This window comes from Veillonella denticariosi JCM 15641 (assembly GCF_002959855.1).
Taxonomy (GTDB): domain Bacteria; phylum Bacillota; class Negativicutes; order Veillonellales; family Veillonellaceae; genus Veillonella; species Veillonella denticariosi.
Map to the genome: position 1 here is coordinate 615,380 of NZ_PPDB01000007.1, position 14,950 is coordinate 630,329.

Annotated in this window: 10 protein-coding genes and 1 other RNA gene; all 11 read right to left on the reverse strand. The window is 45.7% G+C overall.

Annotated elements, in window-relative coordinates; translation table 11 throughout:
- Positions 1-25: 25 nt before the first annotated feature.
- Positions 26-478, reverse strand: coding sequence for a helix-turn-helix domain-containing protein (locus VEHSUH05_RS08415; protein WP_054673734.1), 453 nt, complete (start codon positions 476-478; stop codon positions 26-28).
- Positions 479-600: 122 nt separating this feature from the next.
- Positions 601-3,243 carry an FtsK/SpoIIIE family DNA translocase gene (locus VEHSUH05_RS08420; protein WP_105091300.1) on the reverse strand — a complete coding sequence of 881 codons (2,643 nt, stop codon included), beginning with the start codon at positions 3,241-3,243 and terminating at the stop codon, positions 601-603.
- 82 nt (positions 3,244-3,325) lie between these two features.
- The gene (locus VEHSUH05_RS08425; protein ID WP_105091404.1) at positions 3,326-4,627 is read right to left on the reverse strand and encodes a replication-associated recombination protein A; all 1,302 of its coding nucleotides are present in this window, start codon (positions 4,625-4,627) and stop codon (positions 3,326-3,328) included.
- Positions 4,628-4,667: 40 nt separating this feature from the next.
- Positions 4,668-4,839: non-coding RNA, 6S RNA (gene ssrS, locus VEHSUH05_RS08430), on the reverse strand.
- Positions 4,840-4,919: 80 nt separating this feature from the next.
- Positions 4,920-6,716: an aspartate--tRNA ligase gene (aspS, locus tag VEHSUH05_RS08435; RefSeq protein WP_105091301.1), complete on the reverse strand. Its 1,797-nt coding sequence runs from the start codon at positions 6,714-6,716 to the stop codon at positions 4,920-4,922.
- An 8-nt stretch (positions 6,717-6,724) separates the two neighbouring features.
- Positions 6,725-7,996, reverse strand: coding sequence for a histidine--tRNA ligase (hisS, locus tag VEHSUH05_RS08440; protein WP_105091302.1), 1,272 nt, complete (start codon positions 7,994-7,996; stop codon positions 6,725-6,727).
- Positions 7,996-9,423, reverse strand: coding sequence for a coproporphyrinogen dehydrogenase HemZ (hemZ, locus tag VEHSUH05_RS08445; protein ID WP_105091303.1), 1,428 nt, complete (start codon positions 9,421-9,423; stop codon positions 7,996-7,998). Before hemZ ends, hisS begins: the two co-directional genes overlap by 1 nt.
- The gene (locus VEHSUH05_RS08450) at positions 9,416-9,904 is read right to left on the reverse strand and encodes a Fur family transcriptional regulator (RefSeq protein WP_095066210.1); all 489 of its coding nucleotides are present in this window, start codon (positions 9,902-9,904) and stop codon (positions 9,416-9,418) included. The genes hemZ and VEHSUH05_RS08450 overlap by 8 nt, the downstream gene beginning before the upstream one ends.
- Positions 9,905-9,953: 49 nt before the next feature.
- Positions 9,954-10,589 carry an MBL fold metallo-hydrolase gene (locus VEHSUH05_RS08455; RefSeq protein ID WP_105091304.1) on the reverse strand — a complete coding sequence of 212 codons (636 nt, stop codon included), beginning with the start codon at positions 10,587-10,589 and terminating at the stop codon, positions 9,954-9,956.
- Complete coding sequence (locus VEHSUH05_RS08460; protein ID WP_105091305.1) at positions 10,589-12,829, reverse strand: RelA/SpoT family protein; 2,241 nt, start codon at positions 12,827-12,829, stop codon at positions 10,589-10,591. Before VEHSUH05_RS08460 ends, VEHSUH05_RS08455 begins: the two co-directional genes overlap by 1 nt.
- An 11-nt stretch (positions 12,830-12,840) precedes the next feature.
- Complete coding sequence (gene recJ, locus VEHSUH05_RS08465; RefSeq protein WP_105091306.1) at positions 12,841-14,823, reverse strand: single-stranded-DNA-specific exonuclease RecJ; 1,983 nt, start codon at positions 14,821-14,823, stop codon at positions 12,841-12,843.
- Positions 14,824-14,950 lie beyond the last annotated feature (127 nt).

The window sequence follows — 14,950 nt, forward strand, 5'->3', positions numbered from 1 at the left end:
CCTTTCTATTATTCCTCAACCATGTTCAGAATAAAAATAACCATAGTAAAAATACAGCCATACAGAGCAGAATCACGCCTAAGATAATGCGTTCCTGTACGATAGAGCGCTGTCGTTTACGCTGACGCGTTTCCAATGACATACGCTTTTTAGTCGTCTGATATTCCGCATATTCACTCTGTACCAGTGTAGGCTTCGACTGTACCTTATATCTCGACACGGGACGCACAGAAAACGTATCTATATCACCGACCTGATTTTGATAGGCCGCTACCAGTCGCTCACCGTCTAAATCTAGATAATTCCCGTAATTTCGTATAAAACCTTTTACATAGACCCGTCCGGGAATCACATCATAATTACCGTCTTCGATAGCCTCTAAATAGGTAGTTTTAATATGCAGCGCTTGTTCTACATCTTTAAAAGTTAAATTACGTCGCACCCGTTCCCGGCGTAATTCTTCGCCTAATTCAGCCATACTCCATCCTTTCCGAATCTATGTAGTCGATACACTTTCTGATCAAAGATCATATGAAAGCATAGTTCCATTAAAAGAATTATAAAAGAGAACCATTTAAATTATTTATCATAAGCAGCAAGCTATTCTTCCGAACGGTCATCCGAGAAATATCGAGCTTTCGCCTGTTCAGGACTCATCAATATCTCTCTTGCTTTACTGCCCATGCTAGGACCTACAATCTTAAGATCCTCCATCGTATCCACAAGTCGGGCCGCCCGCGTATAGCCGATACGGAATCTACGTTGCAGCATCGATACCGAGGCTTGCCCAGATTCCATAACGAGATTTACAGCGCGCTCCAAAAGTTCGTCGCGATATATATCCTCGCCGTCGGACGATTGGTTATCCGAGTCCTTTTCCGTCTCCTGTGTCACCGTATCATCGTATTCCGGTTCACGTTGTGCTTTCACAAATTCTACTAATTTTTCTACCTCATCATCTGAGATAAATGCCCCCTGTATACGAATCGGTTTATTCGCACCGATCGGCGCAAAGAGCATATCCCCTTTACCGAGCAGTTTTTCAGCACCCGCCATATCAAGAATGGTACGGGAATCAATTTGAGATCCTACGGCAAAGGAAATACGGCTCGGCACATTCGCCTTGATAGAACCGGTAATAACATTGACGGATGGACGTTGTGTGGCAAGCACCATGTGAAGCCCTGCAGCACGTGCCATCTGCGCCAAACGGCTGATAGATTCCTCTATATCATCAGGAGCCGTCATCATAAGATCCGCTAACTCGTCGATGATGATAACGACCAACGGCATGGCCGTCTTCGGATGAAGTTCATTATACCGTTTTATATCACGTACACCGGTGGCCGCAAATGTTTTATATCGCGCTTCCATTTCTCGTACGGCCCAGCGCAATACGGCGGCCGCCTTTTTCATGTCCGTCACAACCGGTGCCATCAAATGAGGAATACCGTTATATACGGATAATTCAACCATTTTAGGGTCAATGAGAAGCAGTTTAACCTCTTCCGGTTTACGGCTGAAAAGAATACTGGAAATGAGCGTGTTTACACAAACGGATTTACCGGAACCCGTTGTCCCTGCCACCAGTAAGTGAGGCATTTTTGCCAAATCCGTAATGACCGGCTTACCCGCAATGTCCTTACCAAGCCCCACAGGAATGCCTCCTCGGGCGTCCTTAAAGTCGCTACAGTCTAGTACGTCCCGCAAATGAACAGCCTCTGTCGTCTTATTCGGCACCTCTATACCGATAGCGGATTTACCAGGAATCGGAGCCTCCATACGGATATGTTGAGCTGCAAGATTTAAGGCGATATCATCGGTCAAATTGACGATACGACTCACCTTAACACCTTGAGCCGGTTCAATTTCATAACGTGTTACCGTCGGCCCCTGAGTAGCATTGACCACCTTAGCCGTAATACCGAAACTGCTCAATACATTTTCAAGCAACATCGCATTATGAGCCACTTCATCACCGCTAGTTTGACTCCCCTTCCCTTTCGATAGAATATCAAGACTCGGGAAGTGATATGGCCGATCATAAGTACGGTGGATATGCCCCTCCTTAGACACCGCCACTTGTGCCGTATCCTCCGTAGTACTTGCGATGGACGGCACATTTAGAGTCATACCGGACATGCCTGCACCTGCACTGACCAAGCTGGCTGCGGCACCTGTGCCGGGTACGGCGGAAACAATATTCACCGCAGAAGATTCATCATCAAATTCTTCATCAGGCACATATTCATATTCCTCATCAGGGGCATATATATAATCATCATCGTCAGATGAATCAACAGCTTCGCCATGCTGTGCATCACCGGAGACCACCGATATATCCGCCAAGGTTTCAGCAGCGTGATTACGAGCCTCCAATTCAGCCAATTCCTTCCATGAAGAAGGTTGAGCTGATGTAGCGGACGATATTTCATCTGTTGGTGTAGCGGTTTCAAAATCATCTTCAAATTGATAATCCTCGACCTCTGTCGGGGTTGTTACACCGCGTTCTTCCAGTCCGTGCAACGCCTGATCCGCAGCCTCGGAAAATCGCATATCCTTCTCCCGATTATATGCTTTTCGTTGAGCCGCATCCTTGCGTTGTTCATTCCAGTCGTCGAAGACTTCTTTCGCAACAGCAACTTTTTCCGCAGCCACTTCCTTCGCCACATCAAGGCCGACCTGTGTTTTATCTACCGCTTTTTGCAAGCCGTTGCGCAACGACAATCGCGTAACGATGAGACCGAAGCACAATAAGAACACCACATCCATGATGATGGCCCCTACATTGCCCAGAAGGGTGCGCAAGAAGGTCGCAATAGCACCGCCTACAACACCGCCTTGATCCGCTAATTGCGTGGTCAACAATTCCTGTCCCTCAGGCACGCGCCATAACGGAACAAGTGCTAATAGAAACAAGAAAAATAAAGCCATCGCAATGCCGCGCTTTGTAACGGATACAAAGGTACCGTGATACAATAGTCGCCAGCCGATCCAGAGTACGCATAGACATGGTACGATACCGCCTAAACCGAAGCCATATTTAAATATTCCCGTTACGATGTCACCGACTACACCGAGTTCCGCACCGAAAAAGCCCAGCAAAGAAATAACGGCAAAGGCTATCACAATTAAGCCCTTCACCTCATTGCGAACTGAAAAGCCCGCCGAGTTCTGCTTTGATGTTGTTCGCTTGCGTTGTGCAGTACGCTTTTTTCTGGTGGAAGTATTTTCTTCTGCCATAAATCTGTACAAACCCCTTACTTATATAATATTACTGATGAATAAACTATCATTATATTATACCATATATCGAAGTATTTATTTAATTCCTGCGACGTTCTTCCCAGTCCTGAATTAACTCCGCTTCTTTACCGCGTTTAATACCTTCATAATACACGGCATTTTTTAACGGTGTCGGCAAATATTGTTGCTGCACATAACCGTTAGGGTAATTATGAGCATATTTATAAGACTGTCCATGACCTAGCTTACTGGCACCGCTATAATGATTATCCTTTAAATGATCAGGCACTTGACCGCAATCCTTATGACGCACATCGGAAATCGCTGCATCAATTCCCATATAAGCGGAGTTACTCTTTGGCGCCAACGCCACATAACAGGCCGCTTCAGATAAAATGATACGAGCCTCCGGAAAGCCTACCATATGCGAAGCTTGTGCCGCTGCATTTGCCAGAATGAGCGCCTGAGGATCAGCCAGGCCGACATCCTCTGCAGCACAGATAACGATACGGCGAGCGATAAAATTAGGATCCTCTCCGGCCTCGATCATGCGTGCTAAATAGTGCAATGTCGCCTGTACATCCGATCCGCGCATACTTTTAATAAAAGCGGAAATCGTATCATAATGACTGTCTCCCTTCTTGTCATATGTATAAATACGGCGACCGACGACCTTTTCAAGGACCTCAATGGTAATATCACCTTCATCGGGTACCATGGCGGCGGCCTGCTCCAATATGTTGAGCGCCATCCGTCCGTCTCCGTTCACGAAAATGCCTACATCCTCCAACACTTCATCCGTTACATGGAGCTTTCGTTTTCCAAGGCCTACCGTTTCATCGGTAACGGCACGGCGCAATATCTGCCGTATCGCTTGCGGAGTAAGCACCTCCAGCGTGATGAGACGCAATCTGGATAATAATGGACGATTGACTTCAAAAAAGGGGTTTTCCGTAGTAGCCCCGATAAGGATAATCGTGCCGTCCTCTACACACGGTAGTAACACATCTTGTTGACTTTTATTAAAACGATGAATTTCATCGAGAAATAAAATGGTTCGCTGCTGCAGTGACCTTACGCGTTTACGGGCATCCTCTATGATGTTACGCAACTCAGCAATGCCCGCATTTGTAGCATTTAAATTGACAAAGTGACTGTGACTCACCTTCGCGATGATTCCCGCCAATGTAGTCTTACCCGTACCGCACGGTCCATAAAAAAGCATAGACGGAATCGTATCCTTTTCTACCATAGCGCGCAAAAAAGTACCCTTACCTACCGCCTTTTCCTGACCATATAAATGATCCAGTTCAGTGGGGCGCATGCGCACCGGTAACGGTTCGTACACATTTGTTTGCGGCGTATCAAATAAACTGTCCATCATATCACCTCACTTCGTCACACAAATTTTTCAAATCAAAAAAAGCCCCACCATGCCGTAATGTACCGCGTTTTGATCCTGCAAGGGCAGGTGGGTGTCCTCCTCATCCTGCAGTTGTCCCGACTGGGCGTAACGTTCGGACGAGAGCTTAGACTCCCAAAGTAAATGTGTTGGCTCAAAACTGCGATATCACACGCACATGGCAGGGATACCTTATACATAAATAGTATCAGAAAGATTAGGCATTTACAAGTCTTGACATTTCAAATTCATGTGATTCTTGCCTATATTTTTACACTAATTTTTCTTCACCTAAATCTGTTTTAATATGTAATTCTTTTAACTGTTTCATTTCCACTTCGGACGGTGCCTGACTCATGATGTCGCTCGCACTTTGTGTCTTAGGGAATGCAATTACGTCGCGAATGGATTGACGTTTGGCCATCAACATTACCAAGCGGTCGAGGCCGAATGCACAGCCTGCATGAGGCGGTGCACCGTATTGGAATGCATCAAGCATGAAGCCGAATTTGGATTTTGCTTCCTCTGAGGACAAACCGATAGCGGCAAATACTTTTTCCTGTACATCGGATTGATAGATACGCAAAGAACCGCCACCGATTTCGACGCCGTTCAATACCATATCATATGCGATAGCTTTCACGCTGCCCGGATCGGACTGCAATTTATCAAGATCTTCATGGCGAGGCATCGTGAACGGATGATGCATCGCAACATAGCGTTTTTCATCTTCATTGTATTCAAACATAGGAAAATCCGTCACCCATGTAAAAGCCAGTTTATCTTCGTCAATCATGTTCATGCGACGAGCCATTTCAAGGCGTAATTCACCCAATGCACGAGCTACCGTGGCAGGTTTATCGGCGATCATCAATACGAGGTCGCCACCCTTAGCGCCCATTTTCTCACCGATGCTTCGAATCGTATCTTCACCTAGGAATTTCATGATCTGAGATTTGATGGAACCGTCTTCGTTAAAGCATGCCCATGCAAGGCCTTTCGCACCATAACGGTTTACATATTCAACAAGATCGTCAAGTTCGCGGCGAGGAATCCCCGCATCGCCGGGTACGACGATACCTTTTACGATACCACCGTTATCGATTACGGAGCGGAATACTTTAAACTCGGTATCTTTTACCAATTCGGTAACATCCGTAAATGCCATATCAAAGCGAAGATCCGGCTTATCGGAACCGTATTTATCCATCGCTTCATCCCATGTAATGCGAGGCATAGGCAAGGGGATTTCTTTACCTAACGCCGTTTTAAATACATGAGCGATCATCTCTTCGAGCAATGCATAAATATCTTCCTCATCAACAAAGGACATTTCCAAGTCCAGCTGAGTAAACTCGGGTTGACGGTCCGCACGTAAATCTTCATCGCGGAAGCAGCGAACGATTTGGAAATATTTTTCATACCCCGCCACCATCAGGATTTGTTTAAAAATCTGTGGAGACTGAGGCAATGCATAGAATGTACCTGCATTCACACGGGACGGCACGAGATAATCACGAGCCCCTTCCGGTGTGGACTTGGTAAGCATCGGTGTTTCAATTTCCAAGAAATCACGACTGTCGAAGAAATCGCGCATCGCCTTTGTCACCTTATGACGCAAAATCAAGTTGCGTTGCATTTCAGGACGACGCAAGTCGAGATAACGATATTTCAAACGGATATTTTCGTCCACGTCGATATCATCTTGAATATAGAAAGGAGGCGTTTTAGAGGAATTCAACACGCGCAACTCCTCGCAGAACATTTCATATGCCCCCGTCGGAAGGTTCGGATTTACTGCATCCGCATCGCGTTTTGTGATTTTACCGCGCACACATAGCACATATTCATTACGCACATCCTCCGCTTTGTGGAACGATTCCACATTATGATCAGGAGATGCCACTACTTGTACTACACCGGAACGATCGCGTAGATCCAAGAAAATCAATCCGCCGTGGTCACGACGACGTTCCACCCAACCACATAATACGACCTCTTTACCTACCTCCGCTTCGGAAATAGTGCCACAACCGTGTGTACGGTGTAAGCCTTGCATTGTTTCCATTCTAATTGTCATCCTTTCACCAAAGAAGTTATACGTTCAGAAACTGTATCGAGCGGCACAGTTTCCTGCTCACTTGTATCCATGAATCGGATAATGGCCTCCCCACGCGCCAATTCATCATCACCCAATATAATAACATATTTCGCATTAATTTTGTTAGCGTATTTTAATTGAGCCTTCATGCTCTTGCCCTGTCCGTCCATTTCAACCGTCACATATTTATCGTGCAGTTCGTGACAGATTTTGAAAGCCTCTACCTTCGCCGCATCGCCGAGAGCCACCACGAATACGGACGGTTCCAATTCAGGTTCCGGTAATAAGTTTTGCTTTTCAAGGGCCAGCAGCAACCGTTCCATGCCCATCGCAAACCCGATAGCCGGTGTGTGAGGACCGTCGAGTTCCTCCACGAGTCCGTCGTAACGACCACCGCCGGCAACGGCACTCTGAGCCCCAAGCGGCGTATACTGCACCTCAAAAGCGGTTTTCGTATAGTAATCGAGGCCGCGTACAAGGCGTGGATTCAATGTATACTGCACATCGGCAGCGCTCAGATACGTCTTCAATTCCTCAAAATGATCATGACATTCAGCGCACAAGTGCTCATGAATTTCCGGAGCTCCTACAGACAGAGCCTTACAAGTTTCATTTTTACAATCCAAAATGCGCAACGGATTTTTATATAGACGATCCTGACAATCGCTGCATAATTGATCTTTCTTCGGTTCAAAGAAAGCGATTAATTTCTCACGATATGCAGGTCGACAATTAGGGCAGCCTACGGAGTTAACCTCAACATTGAGGTCTTTAAGGCCGAAGTCCTTCAATAACTGAACGACCATACAGATAACTTCGCTGTCCACCACAGGTGATTGAGAGCCTAACACCTCCGCACCGAACTGGTGAAACTGACGATATCGACCAGCTTGCGGTTTATCATGACGGAACATAGGCCCCATATAGTACCACTTCGTCAGCCCTTCTTTTCCGTACACCTTATTTTCCAAGTATGCACGTACAGCGGATGCCGTATTTTCAGGACGCAACGTAAAGCTGGAACCGCCGTCATCACCGGTGGTAAAGGTATACATTTCCTTTTGCACCACATCCGTCGTTTCCCCGATGCCGCGCAAGAACAATTTCGTATCTTCAAAGGCAGGTGTGCGGATTTCATTGAACCCGTACACTTTACAAATATCGCGCATACGTTGTTCAATATAGTGCCAGTTCTTCATCTGTTCCGGCAAGAAATCTTGTGTACCTCTCGGTTTCTTAATAGCCATTACACAACCTCCCAAAATTCTTCACAAATCTTATGACGTTTTTCCAATAACACATCAATGGTGTCGCAGTACACATCCACATTCTTCGGCATATGCTGCTTCAGCTGTCGATACGCCGGGGCCCGCATCCACTTGGACGAGCTGCCCGGTCCGATGGATAAAATACTCTGTCGCTCCTCCATAATTTGAATATTATACCTGCAGGCCTTTCCTGGCAATGTATAACCGATATTTTCCAATTGTCCCCTCATATATTGCTGACGATATAGATAATACGGAACATACCCGGCCGCTTCGAGGCGCTCCTTACCGTACTGCACCATTTCCGCCACCACGTCTTCATGAGGAATCCGGTCTTGCATATTCAAATCATATAAAGGACTGCCACGCTTTAATGCTAATGTATGAATTGTAACATTTTCCGGCAAATTTTGACATACATAATCCATATTCTCTGTCATATGCTCCATCATCTGGCCCGGCAGACCGGCGATAAAATCCATATTGACCGCAAATGGCGTATGTACTTTCACATATTGCAGCAAATTATCGACATCCTGGGCAGTATGCCCGCGCCCGATATATCGCAAGATATCATCCTGCATGGTCTGCGGATTAATGCTGATTCGATTTACACCGGCAGAGAGCATGGCCTTTAATTTTTCAGGCGTTACCGAATCGGGACGCCCCGCCTCAACGGTAAATTCGCGACCGTCCGACACAAGGAGCGCCAATTGCTGTAACACATGGTGAAAATCTTCGTTTCCCAGCACTGTCGGTGTACCGCCGCCCATATACAGAGAATCCACGGTAAGTCCGTACTCGTCAATAATCGATCTCATATCCTTCATATCGAGATGCAGCGCACGCAAAAAATCAGATCTACCCTTGTATTCCTGATAGATACCAAAGGGAAACGAACAGTAAACACAGCGGGTATCACAAAAGGGAATCCCGCAGTACACACTTACCGTTTTGTCATCGGTAGATTCTAAAAAAGGGCGTTGATAAGCACCGATAGCCGCCAGTGTTTCGAGTTTTTCCATAGACACAGAAAACTCGTCCCTGATGTGACGAGTCGCTGTGTGAATGGATTTATATGTATCTATATATTTATGCAAAAGCTTGGTAGGTCGTACACCCACCATGGTACCCCACGGTACTTCCACAGACAAACCTTGATATTCACGCAGAAAACGAAGCAGGGCTTGACCGATATGACGGCGTCCCATCGATGTAAGAGGACCTTCAAAGACCTCCATACGGTCATCGATAGAGACAGTCAACACATATCGTTGACCATCCTCTCGACCTTCAAGTCGCACGTCCGGATTATTCCTGTTCGAAAAAAGGCCCGCCGCGCCACAGTTGTGGGCTACCACGGAGCCTAACGGCAAAGGCCCCGTATATAGATATCCGTTAAGCATGATGAGTCATGCGGTCAAGCTTTTCAAGTTCCGCCTCAGTCATGTGAGACTGACAGTCGCTGCAGTATCCGTAAACCTTCAATTGATGGTCGATGGTGCGGAAATTCAATTTCTTTGCGATGATAGATTCCAATGTTTCGAGCATATCATCTTCAAACTCGGATACTTTACCGCATTTTACACAGATTAAATGATGATGGAAATGTGCAAATTCTTCATCGTTCAATTCATAACGGTTACGACCGTCGCCGAAATCGAGGCGTTTTAACAAATCGAGTTCCGTAAAGAGGTCAAGCGTTCTGTAAATTGTAGCAAGTCCGATGTCCGGTGCCACTTCTTTTACCAATACATATACGTCCTCTGCGCTCAAATGATTTTCTTCAGCATCGATAAAAGCTTGTAAAATCGTTTGCCGTTGTGTCGTCAATTTGTACTTTTTGTCTTTGATGCGTTCTTTTAATTTTTCTAATGTCGTGTTCATTCTAATTACCCCTTTTACTCATTAAAAATTAAAATACAATTCATCGGCCCTACTCACCGACGAACGGATTGTATTGTTTTTCATAGGCCACGGTAGTTTCGGGCCCATGGCCCGGATAGACTATCGTATTGTCAGGCAGTTTATACAGTTGAGCTCTGATAGACTCCATCAAGGTCTCATACGATCCGTTCGGAAAATCCGTACGACCCACGGAGTCTTTAAAGAGTGTATCCCCTACAAAAACAATGCCGTCCATATAATAGCATACACCGCCCGGTGTATGGCCCGGTGTCTCCAATACCTCAAGATTGATATCACCGCACTCGATATGATCACCCTGGTGCACTTCAATGATATCCGCTTTTACAATGATAGGCGTCGGATTACTGTAAACACTCAGATTAAGCTCCGGATCCGACAGATATGGAACATCCGCCGCATGTATATACACGGGAACATGATAAGCATCGACAATAGCCTGAACCCCTCCGATATGATCACCGTGACCGTGCGTGAGGAGAATCGCCTTAGGTTTCAAATCATGTTTCTTAAGCGCCTCCATCACCTGCGAGGTACCGGGATCTATAATGAAAGCTTCACCTACCGTCTTATCACCGATAACATAGCAATTTGTCCCGAACGATCCCAACGGCATGCGCATGAGCACTAAATTCTGTTCTCCCATCAAGCACCTCCTTTACTGCGCTGCACCGTATACACTTCCCGAATACGGCGCAACTTGGTCATAACAAAATCGAGCTGTGAAATATCTCGAATATCTACAACGAGATTAATGGTTACATTTTTAGTAGATTCCTGAACCTTGGCATTCATATTGGTTATGGTAATTTTCAATTCTGAAAGGACTGCCATAACCTCCATAAGTATACCGGTTCTGTCATAAGCATGAATTTCGATACCGACATGAAAGGATTCTCCGGACGATTCATCCCACGACACTTCAATCATACGTTCCAGATCTTCAGGCGTATGACCGATGCTCGGACAATCGGAACGGTGAACGGAAATGCCCCTGCCCCGCGTGATATAACCGATGATATCGTCACCCGGTACAGGATTACAGCACTTCGCCATTCTGACCATAAGACCTGATTCGCCTTTTACGAGAACACCCGTACCGTTCTTCGATTTTTTCGGACTGTGAGATTTGAGCTTCTCGATGATTTGCTCCGTACTGCGTTTGGAATTCTCCACCTCTTTGGATTTTTTATATAGTTCCACGAGGCGAAGCAAAACGGTGCTTACCGGCATACCTCCATAACCGCAGGCAGCAAACATTTCCTCCTCGGTTCCCGATTTTAACTGTTTAACGACCTGTTGAATGCGATTATCCGCACAGAGTTCCTTCCAGTTATAGTTGAGGCGCTTTGCCTCCCGTTCGAGAGCTTCCAGACCTTTTTCAATATTTTCTTCTTTATTTTCGCGCTTGAACCAATTGCGGATTTTACTCTTACTTTCAGAGGAGCCTACGATATTAAGCCAGTCAAGGCTAGGTTTTCCCGTTTTCGACGTGATAATATCGACGATATCCCCGTTTTGCAATGTGTAATCGAGAGGCACGATCTTGCCGTTTACCTTGGCCCCTACGCAGCGATGCCCTACATCGGTATGAACGCGATACGCAAAGTCAAGCGGTACGGAACCGATCGGCAATTTCACTACATCACCCTTCGGCGTAAATACGAATACTTCACCGGAGAACACATCGAGTTTCAATGCATTGACGAGTTCTTTCGGGTTGCTCGTATCCTGCCATTCGAGGACTTGTCTTAACCAGGCGACCTTCTGATCGAAATCCTTATCACCGCCCTTGTTGCCCTCTTTATAACGCCAATGAGCGGCCACACCGTATTCCGAAACGCGATGCATTTCCCACGTACGAATCTGGATTTCCACAGGTTGCCCCATCGTACCGATAACCGTAGTATGTAACGATTGATACATATTCGATTTCGGCATGGAAATATAATCTTTGAAGCGGTACGGCAACGGTTTCCACAAGCTGTGAGCGATACCGAGCACCGCATAACAATCGGGAATGCTGTCGACGATAACCCGAACCGCCAGCAAATCATAGATTTGAGACAAGTCGCGATTATCTTTTTTCATTTTTTTATAGATACTGTAAAAGTGCTTTGGACGACCCTTAATATCCGCCTTGATATGAGCTTCGCCAAGAGCCTTCGTGAGCTGACTCATCGTGTCGTTTACGATATCCTCACGAGCCTGCCGTTTCTGCTTCATCTGATCTACCAGATCGTAATACTTTTCAGGTTCCAAATAGCGAAAGGATAAATCCTCCAGCTCCCACTTCACATTAAAGATTCCCAATCGATGTGCAAGGGGCGCAAAAATCTCAAGGGTTTCCCGGGCAATACGTTTCTGCTTGTCGCTGCGCATGTGCTTCAGTGTGCGCATATTATGCAGGCGGTCACCCAATTTGATAACAACGACACGCACGTCTTTTGCCATGGCCAAAATCATCTTCCGATAATTTTCCATCTGTCGGTCTTCTTTTGTCTCGTATTGGAATTGATTTAACTTCGTTACGCCGTCCACGAGGAAGGCTACTTCGGAACCGAACAGTTCCTCCACATCTTCCTTCGTATACGACGTATCCTCCACCACATCATGCATGAGAGCCGCCATCAATGTAACATGATCGATTTGCAGATGAGCCAGGATATTGGCCACAGCCAACGGATGCATGATATACGGTTCTCCGGAAGCTCTGAACTGGCCTTCATGAGCTTTATCCGCCAATTCAAAGGCCTTCATGACGAGTTTACACTCATCATCGGGCAAATATGTATGAATATAATCCATAAATTCAGACAAAGCTTTTTCCTTATTAAAGGTCCCCGGTTCCACCAGCACTTTGCCTTCTTCATTTACAATTGTCATAATGTCACCCCCTATCTACTATAGGTGAGAAATGTTACGGATGTGACAAGATCTAATTTTCCTTCGACGGTATTCCATCGCAACATAAGCTGACCATCATCACTTGTATATTCCTTAACAATACCGAGCTCTTTAAATACATCTAAAGAGGCCAAGGCACTGCGATTATTCTGTTCTGCCGGCTTACGGCGTAAAATAGCCTGTTCCACATGATAAACAGATTGGCTGTTCCCGCGCATGGAATGCTTCACGATAACGTACATCTGACGCAGGCCTTCTGCGGTCAAGCTGATAGGTTCCTCCGTGATCGGTTCTATATCCTGAATCATAAGTTGCGGGGACACGGTACCTTGCCATTCATTTTTCTGCAATGAAAAGGCTACTTTCACCTTTGTCCCTACAAATATCAATTTAAATAATTCAGGTCGGTTCCAAGCAATTGCATCCAAAGTACCCCTGGAGGTCTCTAAAATCACCTTGCAGTGAGTCTTCAGCTGCCCCATAAGCATAATATCCTGTACAACGGCTTCCATAACGGCAAATACAGGTGTGCTGTTTGCCATTCCGTACGGTTCTAACGCGGATATACTGTCTATAATATCCACATCGATGTCATCCACAGGCAGTTCCGCATCAATGGAGATAACCGGTACATATTCGTCATCATCTATCGTACGCTTACAGTACTCCGTCAGACGACTGCGCAGTTCATCTATGCGATTCATATCAATGCTGAATCCCGCTGCAGCCGCATGACCGCCGAACTGAATCAGTATATCCTCGCAGGATTTCAACGCATCGTAGATATTAAAACCATCAATACTGCGGCAGGATCCTTTGCCTATGCCGTCATGAAAGCTGATGACCAATGTAGGCTTATAAAATTCCTCCACTAATCGGGACGCCACAATTCCTATTACGCCCGGATGCCACTCTTCACCGGCTACGACGGTTACATAATCCGCCTCATGGCCTTGATTCAATACGTCGATGCGAGCTTGTTCATAAATATTACGCTCCAACTCTTGCCGTTCCCGATTCGTCTCATTTAATTCCTCTGCAATCGCTTCGGCCACGTCACTATCATCAGTCACTAATAATTCTACGGCGCGAGTGGCGTGTGTGACACGTCCTGCCGCATTTAAACGCGGTGCCAATGTAAAACCGATATGACCGGATGTGATATTTTTTTCATGCAAACCCGACACATCAATGAGTTTATGAATGCCCAGATTAGGATGCTCATTCATCTTCTCAAGGCCGGCTTTCACGATGACCCGATTTTCCCCGACAAGAGGCACCACATCAGCAACAGTTCCCAGAGCCACGATATCGAGATCATCCAGATACCATTCGCCATACTTCGTGAGCCATAAGGCCTGACATAGTTTAAAAGCCACACCTACGCCGGATAAATTCTTATCCGTATAAGGGCAATCCTTCTGCTTATGATTAATCACCGCCTTGGCACGGGGGATTCTATCCGGCGCCGTATGATGATCCGTAATAATTATATCAAGCCGATCCCGAACAGCCTCCACGATATCATATGAGCTGATACCGCAGTCAACGGTGATAACAAGCGCCGTTCCCTGCTCCACAAGATGCTCAAGAGCCTCTAAATTTAAACCGTAACCTTCACTTTGTCGCTCCGGTATATAATAACTCACATTGGCATGTAACCGCTGAAAAAAACGATATAACAAAGATGTCGCCGTAATACCGTCCACATCGTAATCACCATAAATCACGATGGGCTTATTCTCCTCTAGCGTCTTCTGAATCAACGAAACGGCGATATCCATATCCTTCAATGTAAACGGGTCAAGCAAATCGGACAAATTACCCGTTAAAAAACGGCGGCCTTCATTGACATCGATGTGACGATTCACCATTAACTTTGCGACGATAGGATTTACACCAAGTTCACGGATTAAGATATTCTCTTGTTCTGTATCCCCCGACGAGAGTCTCCAACGCTTCTTTCTAATCATCACATGCCTCAACAATTTATAATCAATATCATTCTCTGATTTAACGTATTATCATTATCATTATTATCTATTATACAATAAAACGCCTTTAAAATAAAATAATTTATATATTTTATTCTCAATTAAT

Bases quoted from the DNA above. Each gene is read 5' to 3' on its own strand.
- VEHSUH05_RS08415 (WP_054673734.1), bottom strand. From the start codon at position 478: ATGGCTGAATTAGGCGAAGAATTACGCCGGGAACGGGTGCGACGTAAT.
- VEHSUH05_RS08420 (WP_105091300.1), bottom strand. From the start codon at position 3,243: ATGGCAGAAGAAAATACTTCCACCAGAAAAAAGCGTACTGCACAACGC.
- VEHSUH05_RS08425 (WP_105091404.1), bottom strand. From the start codon at position 4,627: ATGGACAGTTTATTTGATACGCCGCAAACAAATGTGTACGAACCGTTA.
- aspS (WP_105091301.1), bottom strand. From the start codon at position 6,716: ATGGAAACAATGCAAGGCTTACACCGTACACACGGTTGTGGCACTATT.
- hisS (WP_105091302.1), bottom strand. From the start codon at position 7,996: ATGGCTATTAAGAAACCGAGAGGTACACAAGATTTCTTGCCGGAACAG.
- hemZ (WP_105091303.1), bottom strand. From the start codon at position 9,423: ATGCTTAACGGATATCTATATACGGGGCCTTTGCCGTTAGGCTCCGTG.
- VEHSUH05_RS08450 (WP_095066210.1), bottom strand. From the start codon at position 9,904: ATGAACACGACATTAGAAAAATTAAAAGAACGCATCAAAGACAAAAAG.
- VEHSUH05_RS08455 (WP_105091304.1), bottom strand. From the start codon at position 10,589: ATGGGAGAACAGAATTTAGTGCTCATGCGCATGCCGTTGGGATCGTTC.
- VEHSUH05_RS08460 (WP_105091305.1), bottom strand. From the start codon at position 12,829: ATGACAATTGTAAATGAAGAAGGCAAAGTGCTGGTGGAACCGGGGACC.
- recJ (WP_105091306.1), bottom strand. From the start codon at position 14,823: ATGATTAGAAAGAAGCGTTGGAGACTCTCGTCGGGGGATACAGAACAA.